This window comes from Paenibacillus phytohabitans (assembly GCF_013141775.1).
Lineage (GTDB): Bacteria > Bacillota > Bacilli > Paenibacillales > Paenibacillaceae > Paenibacillus_AQ > Paenibacillus_AQ phytohabitans.
In genome coordinates this window covers 197,736-219,350 of the sequence record NZ_WHOB01000016.1, presented here as the reverse complement: position 1 = coordinate 219,350, position 21,615 = coordinate 197,736, and the positions used below count along the sequence as shown (strand labels likewise).

At 51.7% G+C, this 21,615-nt stretch carries 21 protein-coding genes; 12 read left to right on the top strand and 9 right to left on the bottom strand.

Annotated features, from left to right (window positions below; all coding sequences use genetic code 11):
* Window positions 1–60 precede the first annotated feature (60 nt).
* From GC101_RS02680 to GC101_RS02665, 4 genes are all read left to right on the top strand, one after another.
* Window positions 61–408: a four-helix bundle copper-binding protein gene (locus tag GC101_RS02680; protein WP_039304665.1), complete on the top strand. Its 348-nt coding sequence runs from the start codon at window positions 61–63 to the stop codon at window positions 406–408.
* A 213-nt stretch (window positions 409–621) separates the two neighbouring features.
* Window positions 622–1,587: an ATP-binding cassette domain-containing protein gene (locus tag GC101_RS02675; protein ID WP_171715991.1), complete on the top strand. Its 966-nt coding sequence runs from the start codon at window positions 622–624 to the stop codon at window positions 1,585–1,587.
* Window positions 1,584–2,294, top strand: a complete 711-nt coding sequence (locus GC101_RS02670; protein ID WP_171715990.1) for a hypothetical protein — start codon at window positions 1,584–1,586, stop codon at window positions 2,292–2,294. The genes GC101_RS02675 and GC101_RS02670 overlap by 4 nt, the downstream gene beginning before the upstream one ends.
* A gap of 248 nt (window positions 2,295–2,542) precedes the next feature.
* The gene (locus GC101_RS02665) at window positions 2,543–3,007 is read left to right on the top strand and encodes a hypothetical protein (RefSeq protein ID WP_042137943.1); all 465 of its coding nucleotides are present in this window, start codon (window positions 2,543–2,545) and stop codon (window positions 3,005–3,007) included.
* Window positions 3,008–3,093: 86 nt separating this feature from the next.
* Here the strand turns inward: GC101_RS02665 and GC101_RS02660 are convergent, their stop codons facing one another.
* The 3 genes from GC101_RS02660 to GC101_RS02650 form a co-directional block, all read right to left on the bottom strand.
* Complete coding sequence (locus GC101_RS02660; RefSeq protein WP_246354134.1) at window positions 3,094–4,350, bottom strand: winged helix-turn-helix domain-containing protein; 1,257 nt, start codon at window positions 4,348–4,350, stop codon at window positions 3,094–3,096.
* A 142-nt stretch (window positions 4,351–4,492) separates the two neighbouring features.
* Window positions 4,493–6,589, bottom strand: coding sequence for an ABC transporter ATP-binding protein (locus GC101_RS02655; protein ID WP_171715988.1), 2,097 nt, complete (start codon window positions 6,587–6,589; stop codon window positions 4,493–4,495).
* 68 nt (window positions 6,590–6,657) lie between these two features.
* Window positions 6,658–8,406, bottom strand: coding sequence for an ABC transporter ATP-binding protein (locus tag GC101_RS02650; RefSeq protein WP_171715987.1), 1,749 nt, complete (start codon window positions 8,404–8,406; stop codon window positions 6,658–6,660).
* 480 nt (window positions 8,407–8,886) lie between these two features.
* Between GC101_RS02650 and GC101_RS02645 the strand changes: the two genes are divergently transcribed.
* Entirely contained in the window at window positions 8,887–9,204 is a 318-nt protein-coding gene (locus GC101_RS02645; RefSeq protein ID WP_171715986.1) for a HesB/YadR/YfhF family protein, read from the top strand.
* Window positions 9,205–9,332: 128 nt separating this feature from the next.
* On the opposite strand, the gene GC101_RS02640 is transcribed toward GC101_RS02645, so the two are convergent.
* Window positions 9,333–9,848 (bottom strand): hypothetical protein, encoded by a 516-nt coding sequence (locus GC101_RS02640; RefSeq protein WP_039304650.1) that lies wholly within the window; start codon window positions 9,846–9,848, stop codon window positions 9,333–9,335.
* A 120-nt stretch (window positions 9,849–9,968) separates the two neighbouring features.
* Here GC101_RS02640 and GC101_RS02635 point away from each other — a divergent pair, with 120 nt between their 5' ends.
* Window positions 9,969–11,717 carry an ABC transporter ATP-binding protein gene (locus GC101_RS02635; protein ID WP_343049561.1) on the top strand — a complete coding sequence of 583 codons (1,749 nt, stop codon included), beginning with the start codon at window positions 9,969–9,971 and terminating at the stop codon, window positions 11,715–11,717.
* A 109-nt stretch (window positions 11,718–11,826) separates the two neighbouring features.
* On the opposite strand, the gene GC101_RS02630 is transcribed toward GC101_RS02635, so the two are convergent.
* Together GC101_RS02630 and GC101_RS02625 are read right to left on the bottom strand one after the other, a co-directional pair.
* Window positions 11,827–12,270: a DUF441 domain-containing protein gene (locus GC101_RS02630; RefSeq protein ID WP_042236951.1), complete on the bottom strand. Its 444-nt coding sequence runs from the start codon at window positions 12,268–12,270 to the stop codon at window positions 11,827–11,829.
* Between the two features lie 20 nt (window positions 12,271–12,290).
* Window positions 12,291–13,274: a YpdA family putative bacillithiol disulfide reductase gene (locus tag GC101_RS02625; RefSeq protein ID WP_171715985.1), complete on the bottom strand. Its 984-nt coding sequence runs from the start codon at window positions 13,272–13,274 to the stop codon at window positions 12,291–12,293.
* A 219-nt stretch (window positions 13,275–13,493) separates the two neighbouring features.
* Here GC101_RS02625 and GC101_RS02620 point away from each other — a divergent pair, with 219 nt between their 5' ends.
* From GC101_RS02620 to rsgA, 4 genes are all read left to right on the top strand, one after another.
* Window positions 13,494–14,090, top strand: coding sequence for a DUF2087 domain-containing protein (locus GC101_RS02620; RefSeq protein WP_039304641.1), 597 nt, complete (start codon window positions 13,494–13,496; stop codon window positions 14,088–14,090).
* A 120-nt stretch (window positions 14,091–14,210) separates the two neighbouring features.
* Complete coding sequence (locus GC101_RS02615; RefSeq protein ID WP_171715984.1) at window positions 14,211–14,669, top strand: DUF3939 domain-containing protein; 459 nt, start codon at window positions 14,211–14,213, stop codon at window positions 14,667–14,669.
* Window positions 14,670–14,822: 153 nt separating this feature from the next.
* A complete protein-coding gene (locus GC101_RS02610; protein WP_171715983.1) occupies window positions 14,823–15,494 on the top strand; it encodes an HAD family hydrolase in 672 nt (223 codons plus the stop codon).
* 765 nt (window positions 15,495–16,259) lie between these two features.
* Window positions 16,260–17,351, top strand: a complete 1,092-nt coding sequence (rsgA, locus tag GC101_RS02605; protein WP_171715982.1) for a ribosome small subunit-dependent GTPase A — start codon at window positions 16,260–16,262, stop codon at window positions 17,349–17,351.
* A gap of 196 nt (window positions 17,352–17,547) precedes the next feature.
* Here the strand turns inward: rsgA and GC101_RS02600 are convergent, their stop codons facing one another.
* The gene (locus GC101_RS02600; protein WP_039310081.1) at window positions 17,548–18,174 is read right to left on the bottom strand and encodes an FMN-dependent NADH-azoreductase; all 627 of its coding nucleotides are present in this window, start codon (window positions 18,172–18,174) and stop codon (window positions 17,548–17,550) included.
* Between the two features lie 329 nt (window positions 18,175–18,503).
* On the opposite strand from GC101_RS02600, the gene GC101_RS02595 reads away from it, so the two are divergent.
* The gene (locus tag GC101_RS02595; RefSeq protein WP_171715981.1) at window positions 18,504–18,641 is read left to right on the top strand and encodes a hypothetical protein; all 138 of its coding nucleotides are present in this window, start codon (window positions 18,504–18,506) and stop codon (window positions 18,639–18,641) included.
* A gap of 139 nt (window positions 18,642–18,780) precedes the next feature.
* Here GC101_RS02595 and GC101_RS02590 read toward each other — a convergent pair whose 3' ends face one another.
* On the bottom strand, window positions 18,781–19,020 hold the full coding sequence (locus GC101_RS02590) for a hypothetical protein (RefSeq protein WP_039310083.1): 240 nt from the start codon (window positions 19,018–19,020) through the stop codon (window positions 18,781–18,783).
* 181 nt (window positions 19,021–19,201) lie between these two features.
* On the opposite strand from GC101_RS02590, the gene GC101_RS02585 reads away from it, so the two are divergent.
* Window positions 19,202–19,870: a hypothetical protein gene (locus GC101_RS02585; RefSeq protein WP_171715980.1), complete on the top strand. Its 669-nt coding sequence runs from the start codon at window positions 19,202–19,204 to the stop codon at window positions 19,868–19,870.
* Here the strand turns inward: GC101_RS02585 and GC101_RS02580 are convergent.
* Complete coding sequence (locus tag GC101_RS02580) at window positions 19,845–21,602, bottom strand: alpha-amylase family glycosyl hydrolase (RefSeq protein ID WP_246354133.1); 1,758 nt, start codon at window positions 21,600–21,602, stop codon at window positions 19,845–19,847. The genes GC101_RS02585 and GC101_RS02580 overlap by 26 nt on opposite strands.
* Window positions 21,603–21,615 lie beyond the last annotated feature (13 nt).

Below are 21,615 nucleotides of genomic sequence, written 5' to 3'. Positions count from 1 at the left end.
CCTTTTCTTGCAGGTTAATACATAGGCATACCCTATAATAATTGCAGGAGGTTTAAGGCTATGACCCGAATTCAATATCAGGAATGCATTGATGCTTGTATGAAATGTATGGATGCCTGTAACTATAGCTATGTCTCAAGCCTGAAAGAATATGATTTGGCAGCACTAAGGGAGACCATCCAGCTTGACCGCGAATGTGCTGACATGTGTTCTTTCGCTATCCAGGCAATGACCCGGCAGAGCCCGTTCGTGGTGGAGATTCTCCGGTTATGTGCTGATATCTGTGAGCGCTGTGCGGATGCGAGCAGCAGACATGAGCATATACACTGCCAGAAATGCATCGATGCCTGCCGCAGTGCGGCAATGGCCTGCAGACTGGTAAGCGGAGCTGTTGAGGTATACGCATAATACAGATTTAAGCACTTCCTTATATAAAAGCAGGGGCCAGACAGGTGCGGGAATCATTCTGCACGGTTCTGGCTTTTTTGTATCCGATATTCAGTAATCTGCGAAATCCAACAGGAGAAAAGGAGACTTCCGGCGAATGTAGTAAAAAGAGAACTTTGGCTGTGATTCCATGCGGCCTGTGTCCTAGCGTTAATTGAAGGAGGCTTTAAGCGAATGTTCCTTCAGAGTACAGACAGAATTCATATGCCGGAAGATGCGGATGCACCGCCGCTTATTACACTCACCCGGGGAGCCAAGCGGTATCGAGGCCGCCCGGTTCTTCATGACATATCGATGATTGTCCGCCCTGGCACGGCCACGGCGCTCATCGGCCGGAACGGCTCCGGCAAGAGTACACTGCTCTCCATTCTCGCGGGACTGCTGAGGCTGTCCTCCGGTGAACTTACATACGGCCGTCAAGGGCTGACTACGGGTTATGCGCCCGAAGCGTTTCCGGGACTGAAATTAACAGCGGAAGATTATCTGCACGACATGGGCCGTATTGCTGGGCTCTCCAGGGCGGCAGCGGTATCTAGGGTGAGCGAACTTCTGGCTATCTTTAAGCTGGGAGCGTCCCGCAGCCATCCCTTGGCAGGCTTCTCCAAGGGCATGCTGCAGAAGGTCAATCTGATCCAGAGCCTGCTGATCCGTCCGCAGCTTCTGCTGCTGGACGAGCCCATGTCCGGGCTGGATCTTCCGGCGCAGCATATGCTGACCGAACTGCTGCAGGAGCTGAAGTCGGAAGGGACGGCACTGGTCTTCTCCGTGCACGAGCCCCAGACCGTAGAAGCTCTGGCGGATGCCGTGTATGTGCTGCAGGAAGGGCGGATTATCCGGACAATCCACGGAGCAGAGAACCTGCGGACGGTGCCGTCAGTACATATCGTCTACACAGACCTTCCGCCAGTGGAACAACAGGCGGTAATGGCGTTGCCTGGAGTGCTCCATATGCTGCCGGTGCCGGATTCTGCAGGTGCAGCCTGTACAGGATTGACTGTAGAGCAGAAGATGTCGGATACTTGCCTGCAGCAGATTCTTGCCGCAGGCGGTTCAATTATTTCGGTTGAACGTCTCGGGGGCTTAAGCGGTATAACAGAGTGGATGGACCCGAAGGAAGAGAACGGGAGTGGACGCGGGTGAAGGCTCTCATCGGATATTTTTTGCGCAGCTACAGTGTCTCCCAGCGGTATTTCGGTCCGGTTGCCGGCATCATTATAGCCGTGTTAATCTTGTATTCCTATAAGCCTAATCCTGTAATGAACAGCTACTCTGCTACGGCAGTCTTTCTATTTGTAGCCTGCTGCTGGCTGGGGTTAAGCTTTCTGAATCATGAGCATGCGGTACAGAAGCAGGTGGTTATTGTCCAGCTCCGCAGTGCCCGCCGCTACAGTATCGGCGGTATACTTACATTGGGTCTGCTCACCTTGCTGCTGGACCTCTTCATTGTCATCTATCCGGTGTTGACCGGGAGTTTCAATGAACCGGCCGGGCTGGACCGGATCCTGCTTGCTTTTACCGGACATGCTCTACTTGGTATGTTGGGTATTGCGGTCTCCCTGTACCTGCAGTCCTCTTGGGTGTCCAGAACCAGTTACGCCGCCGGCTTGATGCTGATCACCATCATTATGTCCATCAGCGCCAGCAAGGTTGCTGAGCTGGTACCAGGACCTGTTGTTCCGGTCCTGCTGCCGCCCGTATTTCCGGTGATGGATGCAATGATGAATGCGGATACGCTGCCGGTGCCGACCCTGCTTGGCGCCTATGCCCACGCGCTGGTATACATAATATTGCTGACCGGATTCTACATTTACCGCTCCGGCCGCATGGACTATAACAAAATAACATGAGCTGAATCCTTTGAACCTGAAGATTTACAGTTTGGAAAAAGTGACGGAGGAGATATTTGGAACTGTAGGAGCGATAGCGTCCGCCTTTGTCTACGGATTTCCACCGCGAACAGCGGTTAAATTCGAGAAATCTGTAGACGGGCAGCGGCAGGAAGTCCAAATATTCTCTGCAGTAACGGTCATTCCAAAATAGAAATAAAGTTTCAATCTATACAGCTCAAATAAACAGATCAGGAACGGGAGGAAAGATGAAGGATACACAAGTACCGGAGAGTGAACAATCCAAAGAGCTATTTGCTTATTTCGGGCTGGCCGTTTATTATTGCCAGGCGCTGGAGCAGCAATTGACCAATCTGCTGCTGCTGACCAAGCTGTCACAGGGCAAAACGCCAACCGATGCAGAGATATCAGAATTGTATCAACGCAAGCTTAGCAATTCACTCGGCCAGCTCATCAAAGAAATCCAGCATCACTTTCCATTCTCGGAGGAAGAAACGAGCCAGCTGCAGGCGGTATGGAAAGAACGCAACCACATTGTCCATGATTATTTCAAGGAACGGATTCAGGAAACGTTCACACCGGCGGGACGGGCCCATATGATCCGCGAATTGAAGCGGTTCAAGAACAAGGCGAGCAGACTGGAGATTAAGCTGCAGGGCTATTGTACGGAGATGTACAGCAAGCTGGGGCTTGAGGAAGAGCATATCAAGTAATGCCATCCTATCAGTTCATACCAAAGAGACTCACTCTTTATGCAGAAAAACCCTGCGGATAAGAGGAGTCTCTTTACGTTGTGAAGTTATTGTGGAGAGGACAACGCGGATTCCAGCTCCTGCAGCCCGCAGGACTGGACAGTTTCCGGCGTAAACTGGATACCGGACGCTCCGGTTGAGCGGGCAAGTGAAGTGAGGGCCTTGACGAGTGCGGGAAGCATGCCCGGAACAAGCGATTCTCCGGTTTCCCACCACCAGCGGACAATGGTAAGAATTCCGCTCTTCTTATTCATCACTGGTTCAAGCCGGGCGATAAAGCGGTCGCCATATAGAAGGGGAAGTACGTAATAACCGTATTCCCGCTCAAGCACCGGCTTGTATACCTCCCAGCGGTAATGGAAGCCGAAGAGCTGGCGGATCAGCTCTCTGTCCCACAGCAGGTTGTCGAGCGGAGCCAGCGCCGCTGCGAATGTAATCTCTTGTGTGCCAGTGCCTGTATCAGCGGCATCATCCAGCCGCAGTACCGCTTCCAGCTCCGGGGCATCTATTGTCCGCATATACAGCGGGAGCTTGATGCCCTCGACCCGTACCTCGCGGAGCTTATCGCTTAGCAGCAGGCGCTGCACGGCTGCAGTCCGCTCCTTGCTCTTCAGGCCGGAGATTCCGAGCCAGCCGTCCCCGGATTTGTTCCATTGCAGACCGATGCTGCCGATCCGTCTCAGTACATACCAGTCATGGTGCTGATCCATAGTTACATTCGGATCGCTTGCACTGAGCAGTCCGGCCGGCAGCAGCTTAGCCGTAAAGTCATAATAACGGCGGGTATGCACCCGGTGGTGAATAGAGAGCTCTCCCCAGAAATACATGCTCTCCATCGCTGCCCGGGATAGTCTCGCCGGAGCCCAGGACCAGTCGATCTTCTCTTTGCTCTCCAGATCGAGTGAAGAGAGCGGACCCCGCGAGTTCAGCTCCTCACGGACATGGGTGACCATGGCAGCCATGGCTTCATTGTCCTGATGCCTGGCGGCGGCTTCTCTGCGCCTCTGGAAATAAGGCCAGTCCTCTGTGCAGTAGATCGACATATTCTTGTCCCAGCCGTCAATCAGCAGCCTGTCCTTATAGAGCAGCTCCGTGGCCATTTCCGGCCGGAATCCCGGTAGTCTGGCCTGCAGCACAAGCTCATGATTATGTCCGGCGATGCTGAGCGGATCATATTGGATACAGCCCACGTGGCGGACGAACCCGTGGATGCTCATCTTGCCCTCCTTCAGTCCTCCCGTGACCAGCCGCTGGTGACGCAGCAGGAACAGCCGGGCTTGCCGCTTGCTCAGACTATAGGTCATCAAGTCCTTCACCCCATCCGTATGTATTGCTTTCCATTATACGGAACAAATGTTCTGAACTCAAGCGAAAGAACCCCCCTGAAGCTTCTACAGCATCAGGGGGGCTTGTTAATCAGCAGAGAGGCTGGCTGATCCTCAAAGATTAAATCTGCTCCAGTGACGGACGCAGTCCGGCAGCGGAAGTGGAAGAGGTGACAGCGCCGGAGGCAGGTGCCTCCGCACCGTTACCGGCCCCGGCACCCAGCTGAAGCTGATACATGCGGAAGTAACGTCCGCCCAGCGCCATCAGCTCATCATGGCTGCCCCGTTCAACAATCTCGCCCCGGTGCAGCACCAGAATCTGGTCTGCGCTGCGGATGGTGGACAGCCGGTGGGCAATGATGAATGTAGTCCGGCCTTTCTTCAGCACCTCCAGCGCCTGCTGGATGATGCTCTCCGTTTCGGTATCAATGTTGGAGGTCGCTTCATCCAGAATCAGGATCGCCGGATCGAACGACAACGCTCTGGCGAAGGAGATCAGCTGCCGCTGGCCGGCGGACAATGTGCTGCCTTTCTCAATTACCGGTTCGTCGAAGCCTTGCGGCAGATGGGACAGCAATTTGTCAGCCCCTACTTCACGCAGGGCACGCTCTACACGTTCCCGGCTGATGCGTTCATCCCCGAGACTGACATTCGAGGCAATCGTTCCGGTGAAGAGGTAAGGGTCCTGCAGCACAATGCCCATATGGCTGCGCAGCCACTGTTTCGGCAGATCCTTGACCTCCTGGCCGTCAATAGTGATGCTTCCGGTTTGCGGATCATAGAAGCGGAACAGCAGATTGATGATCGAGCTTTTGCCCGAGCCGGTATGACCGACCAGAGCAACAGTCTCACCCGGACGCGCTTCGAAGGAGATATCGCGCAGGACGAAGTCTTTTTTGTAGGCGAAGGATACATCCTTGAAGACAACATCACCTTTATAACGCGGCATCGAACCGTCGGTTACCGGCTCTCCAGGCTCATCCATCAGTGTGAAGACGCGCCCTGCGGATACCATCGAGCTGTCGAGGTTCGCCAGCTGGTTGACCATCCCTGTAATTGGCTGGAACATCCGTCCCAGTACATCGACGAAGGCGTAAAGGACGCCCAGAGAGACGAAGGTTGAACCGTCAAGACTGCCGAAGCCGAAGTACCACAGCACGAGCACGAAGGAGAGACTGCGCAGGGAGTTCACCAGGTTGTGGGACGTGAAGGCATTCAGGTTAAGCATTTTGTTCTGGTATTTCAGATAATCATCATTCAGCTGTTCGAATTCCGCACTACTCTGCTTCTGGCGGCGGAAGATCCGGATAATGGACATCCCTTGAATGGATTCATTGATAATGGCATTGATCTCACTAAGGCGTGAGCGGATGATCGTATTGTATTTCGTTGCAATCTTGCGGTAGAGCACAATCCAGACAATGATAATCGGTACGATGAACAAGCTGACAAGACCCAGCTTGATGTCCAATAGGAAAAGCGCAACATATACACCGGTGATATTAATAATCCCTGTTGCGAAGTTGGACAATACGGCAATGAACAGATCCTTGACCGCTTCCGTATCATTGGTGACCCGGGACACCACCTTGCCCGCAGGCAGATTATCGAAGAAATGCACCGGGAGACGCTGGATATGCGCATACACGTCCGTCCGCAGCTTGCGGATGACCTGGTTAGCTGATGATTGCAGCCAGTAGGTTTTGCCGAACTCCGCAATTATGGAGATGACCAGGAACATGGCGTATAGAGCGACCAGTTTATAAATCCCGGGGAACTCTGGTTTGTAAAATGAAAACAGGTCATCAGCCGACAGTCTGACGGCCGGATAGACCGTCGCCTGGTCGCCATATTGGATGCGCAGGTTCCCGTCCGAGAAACTCCGTTCGCCTTCAGTCTGGGCTACAGCTTCATTAATGAAATAGAAGCTTCTGCCAGCCTGAAGCAGGCGGATCTCCTGGCCTTTGACTTCATCTGCGGCAAACCGGTCACCGCGCTTGTAATAGTTGTTGTTATATTCAGCAGCATCTTCAGGCGAAGCAGTCTCGAAATAAGGCTTCTCAATCGCGAGCAGGTGATTGTCAATCATACTCTTGGCGATGAAAGGCCCCGCCAGCTCAGCCGCTACCCCGATGGTGAGGAGCAGAAGGGCTGCTATGAATGTTTTTTTGGCAGTCAGTGCGTACTGCAGCAGACGTTTGCCTGTACTCTGTGTCAACGGTGACACCTCCTATATTTCAGAACATTAGAATGGATATGATACACGTAAAAACGTATTTTTTGGGGTTATTCATTCGTCAGGTTATTCTCAACCTGCTGACGGTCGAACTGCTCACGGTACCAGCCGTTCAATTCAAGCAGCTCCTGGTGGGTACCCCGCTCCGTAATATGTCCTCCGTCCAGCACCACGATCAGATCGGCGTGTTCAATAGCCGAGAGGCGGTGGGTGGAGATGAGCGTGGTTTTACCGCTGCGCTCTTCACGGATGTTCTCGATGATCTTGGCTTCCGTCCGCGCGTCAACAGCAGACAGTGCATCATCCAGAATCAGAATATCCGGATTAGAGATGAAGGCTCTGGAGATCGAGACCCGCTGCTTCTGTCCTCCGGACAGGGAAACACCGCGTTCGCCAACCATCGTGTCGAGCCCGTCGGACAAGGTGCCGAGGTCATTCTGGAATGCTGCAGCCGTTATAGCCTGCATGATACGCTCATCACTGGCACCGGAATAACCGAACTGGATATTCTCGCGCACCGATTTGGAGAACAGAATCTGCTCCTGCGGTACATAACCCATCCAGCTGTGCAGCTGATCCAGGGCAATCTGCCCGATCGGAACACCTGAGATCAATATCTCACCCTGGCCGGTCGGATATTCATGCAGCAGCTGTTTCAGCAGGGTCGATTTGCCGCTGCCGGTCCGTCCAACTACACCGAGTGTCTGGCCCTGCGACAAGGAAAGGCTGACTCCGCTCAGGTTGTCGATGGTTGAGGTCGGATAGCGGAAGGTCACATCCTTCAGTTCAATAGATGACGGATGTTCTACCGGTGTTGGATGAGGAATATCCTGCACATCAGGTTTGGCATGCAGTGTCTCATCAATCCGCTCCAGCGAGGCGCCGCCGCGCTGCATAATGTTAATCAGCTCGCCGATGGCGAACATCGGCCAGACAATCATGCCGAGATACATATTGAAGGAGACGAGATCTCCAAGTGTGATCTGATTGCGGAAGACCAGATAGATTCCGTAGGTCAGCGCAATAATATAACTGAGGCCTACGCAAAAGCGGATCGTCGGCTCGAAGAAAGCATCGACCCGGGCTACGGCCATATTCTTGCGGTATACATCTTCGGTGATATCAGAGAAACGCTTCTCATCCTGGCGTTCCTGCACATAGGCACGGATAACGCGGATACCGGATACGGATTCGAGCACCTGATCGTTCATGTCACCGAAAGCATCCTGCGCCAGACTGTAGCGGTCGTGAATGGCTTTGCCGTAGAAGACCATAGCTATCGCGATTAGAGGAAGCGGGATAACTGCGGCAAGTGTCAGCTTCCAGCTGACCAGGAACCCCATGGCGAACAGCACTACTGTCAGATAGACTGTCGAATCGACGAGGGTCAGCATACCAAAGCCTACGGTAGCCGATACCGCACGGATATCATTGGTGGCCCGGGCCATCAGATCACCGGTGCGGTTACGTTCGAAGAAAGCCGGTGTCATCGTCATGAGATGATTCATGAAGCGCGAGCGCAGCAGGCGCTCCACCAGGTTTGAACCTCCGAACAGCTTGTGCATCCATATGTAGGTGATCCAGTAAATAATCAGCAGCATGAGCACGATCATGCCAATATATTTCATCAGTGAACCTGCAGTAATGGAGCCGCTGACAATATCGTCAATGGCGTTACCGAGGAGACGGGGAGGCAGCAATTCAAGCACACCTACCACAATTAGCAGTATAAGGCCAATAGCATAGCGCCTTTTTTCCCGGCGGAAGAACCAGCCGAGATCGCGGAGAACGGAGAACAAGGGAAATCCCTTCCTTTCGTGTTGAGAATGTTGTTTGCCGGCTTGGTAAGGAAATTGTGGGGCTTCAGGACAATGGATAACTCTCTCAAAGCATGCAAAAAAGCGTACCATCCGAAAACGGATGATACGCCTGTCATTTACGACTATCATGTCCACGGTGCTTGTCGCAGCACAGAGACATGGAAGAGAATTGCTTAGCCTGAATTCATACGGTACGCGTAACACGCATGATACTCAGGAATTATCCATTACTCGGGCTGCTTCGGTATTCAGTTGTGTGGATTTGCCGACAATAGTTAGGAAATATGCTGGAACAATAGTAAACACCGCGCTCACCCTTTCTTTGATTTGGTAATAACTTGAAGACGCTTCGTTATGTTCCGAGTTTATCATCCCCCTTCAAGAATTGTCAAATGTAATTTTGAACAAATTGCGAATAAGCTGTATGATAAAATAAACTTAATCGGGAGGAGTGGAGAGATGAACATGTTAATTAGCCCGGAAGCTGCCGCCTGGTTCAAGAGAGAGCTGAGCCTCCAGAATGGAGCGTATGTCCGTTTGTTTCCCCGGTATAGCTCAGGGGGAGGACTGCATCCCGGATTCTCGCTGGGAATCGCTACAGAACCGCCGGGCCGTCCCGCTGTTCAGTTCGAGCAGGGAAGCCTTATTTTCTATATGGAAGAGCAGGATCTGTGGTACATGGAGGGGTATAGCCTGTCGATTGTCTATTCGGAGGCTGAGGATGATATCGAATATAAGTATGAGTCTGTGCCGGTCGCCGGAGGGGTAAAGGAATAACCCGGAAGTGAGGAATGCTGCAGGCCCCGTTACGGTGAAAGATGTCAAAATCCCTTGCCAAGTGGCAAGGGATTTTACGTGAGAACGCATAGCGGCTAGGCATTCTGCCTACATCATCAGCTGCGGCTTCAGGGTGAGCTGCGGAAGGTTTCTTCTTCCATCGCGAACTCGAAATCATCAATATCAAACACCTGTACCGGCACTCCGCCTTCGATGATACGCTGAATCAGCTCGAACTGGTCGGTGAGAATCGGTACCTGCTCACGCTGGGAGGCCAGCAGCAGCTCCGTCTCGATTGGATCAAAGGTTTCCCCGTAGGAAGCGTTGTCGAGGCTGTTGATGATGGTAATCTGCGCCTGTCCGCCGAGCAGAATGCCGGAGCTTTTGGCCCACGGGACATTGAGGCAGCGGTTGATCTTCTTGGAATTGAGCGGTTCCTCGAAATAGTTGATCAGCTCGCGGATTCTCAGCTTCACATGCTGGTCATCGTCAGCGTGGCTCATCACCGGCTCATCACTGTCCCGTAGTTCGTACAATTCCATAATAGTAGTGTAAGGCACTATATATTCTACAGGGCTCCGCGGTGCGAGAAGCTGGCCGTAAATCGCCATCATGACGGCTTCCGTCACAAATTGTCTGGGCATCATTATCCTCCTGGATTTCAGGTACTGCGATCGTAACTAATAAAATTATAAAAACACTGCGGAGCGCAAATGTCAACAGTGTCCGGGTAAACCAATTAACGGGAAAGGGCGTAAAAGGCTGTGAAACAATGGAAATCTTATTATACCTTCGTACGGCCTTACATGAAATGGATTGTGCTCACATTAATTATCGGGATGATCAAATTCAGTATTCCGCTGACGCTGCCGATGATTTTGAAGTATGTAGTAGATGATCTGCTGGGCAATCCTGCGTTAACCATTGCTGACCGGGTGTCCAAGCTGATGATCGTGCTCAGCGGCGCATTTGTGCTGTTCGTGATTATCAGAGGTCCGGTAGAGTATTACCGCCAGTATTTTGCCCAGCTGATTACAAGTAAGATCCTCTTCGATATGCGCAATAAGCTGTATGGACATATGCAGCGCCTGTCGCTGCGTTATTACCAGAATACCAAAGTGGGCGAGGCGATCTCCAGATTTATTAACGATGTGGAGCAGTCGAAGAATCTGGTTGAGGTCGGAATGATGAACGTCTGGCTGGACATGTTCACCCTGCTCTTTGCACTCGGGTTCATGTTCTTCCTGAATCCGGTGCTGGCGCTGGTCTCGATTGCGATTCTGCCGTTGTACGGCATTGCTGTGAATACCCTCTATAAGCGGCTTAAGGTGCTCACGAAGGACCGGTCCCAGGCGCTCGCGGTCATTCAGGGCTATCTGCATGAACGGATTCAGGGGATTGCGGTGATCCGCAGCTTCACTATGGAACGGGTGGACCAGCAGCAGTTCAAGGACATTAACGGCCGATTTCTGGAAAAAGCGATGGCGCAAACGCGCTGGAACGCTTTTACCTTCGCTATTATCAATACTTTGACGGATATCGCACCGCTCCTCGTCATTGGATACGGGGGATACCAGGTGATCCAGGGGAATCTGACTCTGGGAACCTTCGTAGCCTTCTTCGGATATCTGGACAGGATGTATGCACCGCTCCGCCGCCTGATTAATTCCTCGACTGTGCTGACCCAGGCTTCTGCTTCGCTGGAGCGGGTGATGGAGCTGATGAATGAGCCTTATGATATCGTAGACGCCCCTGGGGCGAAGCCGCTGCTGGCGCCCGCAGGAGAGATTGAATTCAGCGGAGTATGGTTCAAGTATAACGATGAGAACGAGTGGGTGCTGCGCGATATTAATCTGCGTATTGCTCCGGGGCAGACGGTGGCTTTTGTCGGGATGAGCGGGGGCGGCAAGTCCTCGCTGATCAGCCTGATTCCGCGGTTCTACGATATCAGTGAAGGCAGCCTGCGGATGGACGGGCAGGATATCAGAGGGCTGACCCAGGAGAGTCTGCGCAAGGCAGTGGGCATGGTGCTGCAGGATAACTTCCTGTTCAGCGGCTCCGTGCGGGATAATATTCTGTTCGGCAATCCGCAGGCAGGGGAGCAGGAGGTCATTGCAGCGGCGGTGTCAGCTAATGCCCATGATTTCATCATGCAGCTGCCGGAAGGCTATGATACGGAGGTGGGAGAGCGCGGAGTGAAGCTGTCCGGAGGCCAGAAGCAGAGAGTGGCGATAGCGCGCGTATTCCTGAAGGACCCCAAAGTGCTGATTCTGGACGAAGCCACCTCGGCGCTGGATCTTGAATCAGAGCATCTGATTCAGCAGTCGCTGCAGGCCCTCTCCTCAGAACGGACCACACTGATTGTGGCTCACAGACTGTCTACCATAACCTATGCCGATCAGATTGTTGTGCTGGAGAACGGGGCCGTTACTGAACGCGGAACCCATGAACAGCTGATGGCGCTGGAGGGCAGCTATGCACGCCTGTTCAATGTGCAGCGGCTGGATGGATAACAGGGTCTTCCAAGCGCCAGTAGGGCGCAACTTATTAGGCAGGACAACAACAGGCTGCATACTCACCCGATTAGGTGAAGATGCAGCCTGTTTTATCTTTGCGGCGGGTTCAGATCCGTCCAATCAGCAGGGACAGGATACCAGCGGCAATTAGCGGACCAACCGGGACACCTTTGAAAAAAGCGACGCCGATGACGGTGCCAATCAGCAGCCCGGCCACAATGGTCGGCTGGCTGCCCATAAGCACCGCGCCGCGTCCGCCGAGATAGGCGACGAGTATCCCGATGCCGATTGCGGCCAGAGATTTCCAGTGCAGGAACGATTGCCCGATCGTCTGCAGCGAGATTTTACCGCTGGCCAGCGGTGTCATCACTCCGATGGTGAGGATGATGATGCCGACGGTAAGCCCGTATTTCTCCAGCCAGGGAAAAGCCTGCTGCAGGCCCAGCACCCGGATCAGCAGCAGAACGACCATGGCAATCGTGACCGGAGAATTGCTGCTGATGATCCCCAGTGCGGCCAGACCCAGCAGCAGTAACGAGGTCATATCCATAGCTTAGAAGCACTCCTTCTCTAAGAAAGCCTTTTGCTTATAATATGATCGGCAATCAGTTTGCCGTGACCCCGTCCGCTCTCGATGAATACCTCATTGGCATTCCGTCCGGAGGCGATAACGCCAGCGACATAGATACCGGGAATATTGCTCTCCATCGTAGAAGGATTGAAGGCAGGTTTATCCAGGGAGTCATCCATTAACACACCTGCCGAGGCCAGCAGGGTTCGGCTCGGACGGAAGCCAGTCATGGCAAGGACGAAGTCATTATCAATGATGCGGGTCTCCCCGCTGCCTGCCGTGACGACTGCAGAAGACGGGGTGATTTCCGTTACCCGTGACTCCAGATGGAGCGTAATGTTCCCTTTCTGGACCATGCTCTCAAAAATCGGACGCACCCATGGCTTAATATTCTCCGAAATACTGCTTCCACGGTAGACCATATCCACCTTGGCACCGACCCGGATGAGCTCCAGAGCGGCATCAACCGCCGAGTTGCTTCCCCCGATGACGGCAACCTTCATGCCGGAATACGGATGGGCTTCACCGAAATAATGGGTTACTTTGGATAGCTCTTCCCCGGGAATCCCGATCATATTCGGCTGGTCGAAATAACCGGTTGAAATGACTACATTCGCGGCGCTATGGTGCTGCTCTTCTCCGCGCTTGTTGCGTGTATGTACGATGAAGCTGCCATCCTCCTGCGGCAGAACGGACAGTGCCTCCTCATAGGCGGCGATGTCGAGGCCATGCTGCGCGGCAGCGCGGCGGTAATAGACCAGGGCTTCATGGCGGTATGGCTTGTCGTTCGGGGAGGTGAAGGGCACATCTCCGATTTCAAGCAGCGGGGTTGTACTGAAGAACTGCATATTCGTCGGATACAGATAAATAGAATGGACAATAAAGTTCTTTTCAATGATCAGGCTGGAGAGCCCCTGGCGCTGGCATTCTATAGCTGCAGACAGTCCGCAGGGACCCGCACCGATAATAATTACGTCTTTCATAATAGCTGCATCCTTTCGGGTAAGTATTCTTTTCAGTAAATGGTACCTTATATTTTAGATTTTTGCCATTCCCCGGTGTTTCCAGTAACAAGAGCATTGCTCAAACGTTGAAAAAGGTATATAATTAGATATATATCTAAACGCAATGCAGCAGATAAGATATGTATTTTCATACAACAGCGTTTATGAATGTTCAAATGTCTATAGGAGTGTGTTCCGATGCAGTTAGATAAAATTGTTGCTTACCATAAAGCGTTGTCCGATCCGACCCGGCTGCGGATTCTGCTGCTTTTGTCCAAAGGCGAGGTTCACGGGCATGCGCTGGCCGAGAAGCTGAACCTGTCACAGCCCACCGTTACCCATCATGCCGCCAAACTGCGCGAAGCTGCGCTGATCATGGAGCGCAGAGACAAGAATACCGTATATTTCAAGCTGAATCCTGAGTTTATTCAGGCAGGCTCAGAGGCCTCGCTGAAATTTATTTTTGCCAAGGGGGTGGAAGAGATGGAGGAAGAGTCGCCGGAGAGCAGCCTGAAGGAATCGGTGCTGCGTAATTTTTTTGCCAAGGACGGACGCCTGCGGCAGATTCCCGCACAGTATAAGAAGAAGCTGATCGCCCTGCAGTATATGGTGGAGAAGCTGGAGCCGGGTGTAGTCTATTCCGAAAAAGAGATCAATGAATTCATCAAGCCGTTTCACGAGGATTATGCGACGATCCGCCGGGAGTTCATTATGCATCAATTCATGTACCGGGAGAACGAGAAGTATGAGCTGAATCCGCCGGAGTTGTGGACTCACTGGGAAAATGTCAAATAATGATCTAATAAATGGGGATTTTGTGTGACAAGTTCGAATCTGCTGATTAAATGTTTGAATAACGAATAAAATGGAATTGTAAGCGTTATCTGACATAAACTTCGAAAGGAGACTTTCAGTATGATATTCAAACGCGCCAAAAAAAATATGCCGTCTGTTCATCTCACCGTTACCTTGCCGCAGATCAAGCAGGCTGTTAGGCAATTTGAAGAAGATATGCCTGCGCCGATTAACCGCACTGCTCTGATTATGGAAGATAAAAGTATTGATCTAAACCGGCTTAAACGATATTTGGGCGGGGTCCCGCAACAGAAGTTCTATATGTCCCGCGAAACCTTTGAAATCTTTGAGGAAGCTGACAAGCTGGTACCGTATTATCTCGACATGGTGCAGTCGGCTGTAGATAACTATATCAGTGACACGGGCAAGCTCCCGCTGCTTGAAGATGCCTGGCTGCCAGAAGTTCATTACCGGCTGCTCTCCACGGAACGTTATCTCAAGGAAACGCCGCCGTTCCCGCTTTACATTACGGAAGAGGAAATGATGCTTACGCATCGCGCAGAGCATTTTGAACCTTAAGTGTCCCGGACCTGATCTGAAAATAGAGGCCATCCTGTGAAAGAAGCGTTTGTTCTTCTTAACAGAATGGTCTTTTCTTTGTTCCCTGGTGCATAGTACAATGGATTTCTGATGTGGGATCATTGAAATTGATGAAATAAGGGGAACGAAAGAATGAAGGAAGTACAAGCCTTACTGTTTGACCTCGACAATACGCTGATGGACCGTGATCAGACCTTCCGCAGCTTTAGCATGAAATTCGTGCAGGATTTCCTCGGACACCTGAATGAGGATGAAGCCGGCCGGGTGGTTGAAGATATGATTATCAGAGATGCCGACGGCTACCGTGATAAGGATGGCTTCTTTGCAGAACTAAGCGAAATTCTCCCTTGGCAGACAGAGCGGTCGGCAGAGGACATCCGGAAATACTACGACGAAACCTATATACACCACGGGGCAATCATGAAGCATGCAGTGGAGACACTGGAATATTGCCAAGGCCGCGGCTATCCGCTGGGACTGGTAACGAATGGCAGCAGGGATATTCAATATGGCAAAATTGATCTGCTCGGCCTGCGCCCCTACTTCCGTACTATCGTAATTTCCGGTGAAGTCGGAATCAGCAAACCGGACCCGCAGATTTATCGGCTGGCCTTGGAACGTCTGGGTTCAACGGCAGACCGGACCCTGTTCATAGGGGACCATCCGGTGAATGATATCTGGGGGGCAGTCCGGGCCGGAATGGATACCATCTGGCTGAAGCGTAACCATGCCTGGGATGACTCGCTGAACGTGCAGCCGATTGCCACCATTCATGAGCTGAATGAGCTAGAAGGCATTATTTAATTAGATTATGTTAAAAAATTCAAGAGAGCCTGTTGACAAACAGCTGGCAGCGCGTTTATCATAACAGCATATTAGTTCGGAAGGAGACGATGTCAAATGACAGTTTATACCGTGTTATCAGGATCAGTTGCAACTGTTGTGGATACGTGTCTTCCGGGAACAGCGGCTGTGGAATAAGATTCCCAGCTTAGCAGGTAAGCTCTAACATGCCTTTTAGAGCCGCCGGGAACCGTATCGGTTCCGGCGGCTTTTTTGCGTGCATAGCCAGATGTATATTCATGCGCTTGAATATATCCTGGTCTGCGGCACGCACAGAAACCTGAGGCAACTCTCTTTGTACGAGGGGAGTGCTTCAGCTTTTGGTTTGGATTCCGCCGCCGGAGCCTTTGGGTTCCGGCGGTTTTTTTGTTGAAACAGCAGCCGTTATATGTTGCATGCTGTCAATGATGCTGCTGTGCTAAAAGGATTGGAAGGGGTACAAACTCCCGGAGATATACGTGAATGATTAAGCAGGCTAGTGAAGCTATTGGTTTAGAATTGAATATTTGAGAAATGAGAAGGAGTGACGGAGGGGGATTTTGGGCTGGAGGAGCGGTAGCGTTCGCCTTTAGGTTTGGATTTCCTCCGTGAACACGGTGTTAAATCATGAAATCCAAACCTAACAGCGGCCGGAAGCCCAAATATCCACCGCAGTGGCGACTGATCCTAAAACTCAAAAAGGCAATATTTAAAGCTTAATACGTAACAATAACCAGGAGGAAATGAATGAATATCGAACAGTATGGCTGGAACGATGAATGGAAAAGTAAGTGGACAGATAAGCTGCAGCAGCTCGAGGCCAGGGTACTTGAGCCGGGCCGGATTGTCGGTGATTTCGGCAGCAAGTACCGGGTCATCGCAAGCACGGGAGAGATCTGGGGAGAGTTATCCGGCAAGCTCAGACATACCTTGACCGGGTCCGGTGATTATCCGGCGGTTGGCGACTGGGTGGCTCTGGCCATGCAGGACGGCGGGGAGCATGCCGTGATTCATGGCGTCCTGCCCCGCCGCAGCGTAATTTCGCGCAAGGTGGCAGGGGTTACCCAAGAGGAACAAATCGTTGCCTCCAACGTCGATACCCTGTTCCTGGTCAGCGCCTTGAACGATGATTTCAATGTACGGCGGATGGAGCGGTATCTGATTATGGCCTGGAACAGCGGGGCGAATCCGGTAATTCTGCTGACCAAGGCAGATCTCTGTGCCGATGCGGCGGATAAAATTGCCGAGATGCAGCAGGCGGCTCCCGGGGTAGCTGTACATGCGGTCAGCGCGCTGCTCGGCGATGGGCGGGAGGAGCTGCTGCCCTATATCGGCCGCGGTCAGACCGTGGCCCTGACGGGTTCCTCCGGCTGCGGCAAATCAACGATGGTTAACTGGCTCAGCGGACAGAATCTGCAGCTTACCCAGGATATCCGGGAAGGAGACAGCCGCGGGCGGCATACGACCACACACCGTGAGCTGTTTGTCCTGCCGGACGGCGGCATCATTGTCGATACGCCGGGGATGCGTGAGCTGCAGCTGTGGGAAGATGAGGGAGGCCTGGATCTGGCCTTCGGTGACATCAGCTCGCTCGCGGCAGACTGCCGCTTCAGTGACTGCCGCCATGTGCGGGAGGAAGGCTGCGCGGTGCTTGAGGCAGTAGCAAACGGTGCACTGGATGAGAAACGGCTGCTTAATTACCGCAAGACGCAGAAGGAAGTGCAGTTCCAGAACAGCAAGGAAGTGAAGCAGAAACGTAAAACCGTAGCTGCTTCCTCAAAAAGCACACCTCCGCGTGCCAAAGGCAACAGCTGGCAGCGGGTATTGGAAGAGTATTAACCTCTCCGCGGAGCACAAAAAGAGGCCCTGCAGCTGACGTATCAGCTGCAGGGCCTCTTCCTGTAGGGTCCGGCGGGTGTCCAGGAGGATGCACCGGCGGAGCTATATATAAATAAAAGTCCGGTTGATGTTATAGCAGATGCCTGATAAAAGTGCGGAGCTCTAAAGGTGAAACCGGACTTTTAACGCTGGCGGATTAGAACGATGCAGCTGCAGTTTTTGCCAGTTGCAGACCGGTAGCGATAATTTCAGCGGATTTCTGCGGGTTCTGGTTGTGTCCTTCAACGATAACTTGTGTAGTTTCCTTGAAGCCCCAGAAGTTCAGGTTACCCATGATGAAGTTAACAGCCATTTCAGCACTTGCAGCAGGGCCTTCAGAGTACACGCCGCCTCTGGCGTTCAGTACAGCTGCTTTTTTGCCTGTCAGCAATCCTACAGGACCTTCAGCAGTATACTTGAAGGTTGTGCCGGCCTGGTTCAGGTAATCGATGTAAGTGTGCAGTACGGCCGGAACAGTCATGTTCCAGAGCGGGAAGGCGAATACCACTTTGTCAGCGGCCAGGAACTGGTCCAGATATTTCTTAACAAGAGCGGCGCCGGCAGCTTCTTCAGGAGTTGCCTCGAAGCCTTGTGCTGCTTTGTATACGCCTGTGATCAGCGTGTTATCGTAGTAAGGAAGTTGTTCAGCGAACAAATCCAGTTCAGTAACTTCATCCTGCGGATGGGATTCTTTGTAGCTCGCCAGGAACTCATTATAGAGCTGAACACTTACAGATTGCTCGGCTGGGCGGTTATTTGCTTTGATAAACAGGACATTAGACATTATGATTTCTCCTTAAATATATATTTAATATTAACTATAGATAATATAGCATTTAATAAATTGTTTGTAAATATCCGTCGGATAAAATTTTTATTTTGCCGACACAAACAGGCTGTTTTTTGCACAGATACCATATCTCCTGATGAAGGAATCCAATCGCAGAAGAACCGTCAATATGTAGTAAGACTAATTTTGCAGCTGTTTGCAGCAGTGATATTGGCTGGTTTAAGCCATCCGGGACCCGGTTATATAGGTGTTACAAGGAGACAAGGAAATGATTTCCTCTCCCTACAACGGGATTCTGATCCCATTCCAAAGGAGCGATTGACATGTCCATTGACCGTTTCATTATTAAGAAATTGGACAACTGTCACGAAGAGCATACCCGGCGCAACCTGGTGAAGTTGTTCAAGCTGCGGATTCAAAAGGCCGAGAAAGAAGAGAAACGGAATCTCAGGATTGGCTGAGGCAAAGCATACCCTGATCATACAGTTAACACGCATTATATAAAGAGGGCACATTCCTGGACTGCAGGCGTGTGCTTTTTTGTATGGTGTTCTCCGGGGCTGTATCATGCATATATTCCGGCAAAAAAATATCCCTCTATTAATAGAGGGATAAAGCCAGTGAATCATTTTCACTATAACTGTGCAATATAGCTTCTGAGCCTTTAATTTCGATACTGATTAGAGAATTCAAACATTTCTGCAGGGCGTTTTTTCCCTTTTGAATTTTGAGCTCCAGTGTGCTGTTAAGCAGTCGAAGTACTTTTTGGGTAGGCTGTTTGTTTTCTGTTGTGAAATATACTGGTACAAGCTTGTTCTGAAATGTGATGAGCATTCTCATTTTGAAATCACCTCGCTAAAAGTATTTCATGGTATTGATCTTACCCTGCATTTCTTAATTTTACCTTAAAATTAGCTTATGATAACATAAAGATTGCAAGTTTTATAGTTTTACCGTTTTTTGAAAGCCACTCATTGACAATAAATTTCAGATTTATGGGAATAGGGAAGGATATATGGATGTGAAAACTCAAGATGTAATCTGTTTAGCACAGTTTCTGTTCCCCGGTGAAACAGAGCGGAAAGTGGTGGCGGATATTCTGCAGACAGTCTCTGGCGCAGTAGGGATTTGCAGGGTGAAGTACATGGAAGGCGAAACTTCGCAGGATGTATGCATGCAAATACATAAAGATAAAATAGTTGTTACCGGTATACTGGAAGAAGACCCCTTCGGTTATGAATTGAAGGAGCCTAATGAGATGAAGCGGGCCTGTTATTATCTTTTTAATTGCTTTGAATATGCAGAGACCCGTATGGTGTCTGTTCCGGCACTCTTCCTGTCCAGAAGCAGGTATGAGGAGATTAAACAACAAGCAGGGTCCTGCAGTTTGTGTATGCTGGCTGAGTACCTGGGAGAGGAAACGGGTGATTTGGCCAGTTCAACTGAACTGGCCAAGGTTATGTTAGGCCCGGAAATGACCGGAGAATTGCGGTTATGCTCCCGTGCCGGCAGCGGCTGGAGCCTTCAGCATGCTTCATATTTTGAGAACGCTTCTGGCGGCTGGCTCCTGCGGATGAGCGCCGAGCCCGCGCGGGACTATCTGATCGCCGCTCCGCTCACGAAGGCGGAGCTGTGCTGCGCCTTTTATGAGTGGGTCATGCATTCTACTCCGATTTGTACTCCAGAATAACTGTTGTGTAAGCAGGAAGCGTGAGTCCGCTGCTGCCGAGTGCGGCCTTGCCGCCAACTGACCGGAGGATACCAGCGTATGTAATGCCTCCAGTTCCGCTATGAAGCTGCATCGTCTGTGCCGATCCCGTTAAGTTATGAATAACAAGGACCTGCTGTCCGGCGGTTATCCGTTCATAAGCCATAATTCCCCCGTTCCCGGAAGGGTAATCACGTATGTCCCCGTCTCGCAGGGCCGGCACCTCTTCCCGCAGCTGAATAAGCTCGCGGTAGCGCACCAGCAGTGAATCCCTGCGTTTTTGCTGGCTCTCTACATCGGCCCCGGGATTCGCAGCGTTATTGCTGCCCGGCTCCCACGAAGTCTGACCTGCATCCCCTCCGTCCGGCGTCCATTTCATGGGCTCGCGGATGCCTTCATCCGGCTTCACACCCAGCAGCCCGATCTCTTCCCCATAATAGATAAATGGATTACCCGGCAGGGTCAGCAGCATAGCTGCCGCCATTGCGGCATGATCTGGATGATTCTCGAGCTGGCTCATGACCCTGTTCTGATCATGATTGGTCAGGAAAATCGCATCTGTGAAAGCACCGCCTGAGATTTGCGAATACAGTTTGTATGTCCGTTCCAGGGTGAACGCGGCTCCGCTGTCCTTCTCCGTTTGAGCCGAATGGACCAGCGTTTCAGCAAGCCCGAAGTTAAATCCGGAATTGAAGGCCTGATCTAGATAGGCCCCTACGGATACAGCGGAATTCTCCCAGACCTCACCCACGATATAAGCCTGCGGATTCACCCCGTTCATGGCTGTGCGGAATTCCTGCCACCAGGCTACATTCTTGGCTGTTGTCGCCGTACTTTTGTCCGAAAGAAGATCCTCATAAATATGCTTTGCAGCATCCAGACGGAACCCGTCGACGCCTTGTTCCAGCCAATAGGTACCGATGCTCTTCATTTCCCGGCGGACCTCAGGATTATCGAAGTTGAGATCCGGCATTCCCTCCCAGAAAGTCCCCATATAGTGGCTTCCCCGCAGAGTATGCCACGGACTGCCGCTGCCGGCAGCACTGGTTCCACTGACCGGGCGCTTCTGATCTTCGGCCCAGATATACCAGCTGCGGTATGGGCTGCCTGGATCCCTGGCTGAATCCACAAACCAGGGATGAGCCTTGGACGTATGGTTCACTACCAGATCCATAATTACCTTGATGCCCCGTTTATGTGCCTCCTTGATCAGTGTCTGCATATCTTCGAGTGTTCCATAGTCCGGGTTAATACTCCGGTAATCGGTTACATCATACCCGTGATAGCTGGGCGAGGGGTTAACCGGCATCAGCCATATTCCTCCTACACCGAGATCCTCATGGGTCCCCGGGTCGCCGTCATTCAAATAATCCAGTTTCTCCGTGATCCCCTGCAGATCACCGATACCATCCCCGTCTGAATCGTAGAAGGAGCGGACGAATATTTCATAAAATACGGTGGAAGGCTGCTCGTCTACAGCTGCCTTCGGATTAGCGCCAGGTTGTACAGCGCTGTTGTTCTGTATCCCTGCCCTTGATTGCGGTTCTGTACTGTGAATGGGGGAGGAAGGTTGTGACGATGAGACACCCGCAGCATGATTTCCGCCTGTGCTCTCAGTACTGCTGCAACCGGCCAGCAGCACCGCAGCCAGGCCAGTGATTGCTAAGGCATGCAGCATACGGGTTGTTGGCATAACTGATGAAGAACGAGACATAGGATTAAAACTC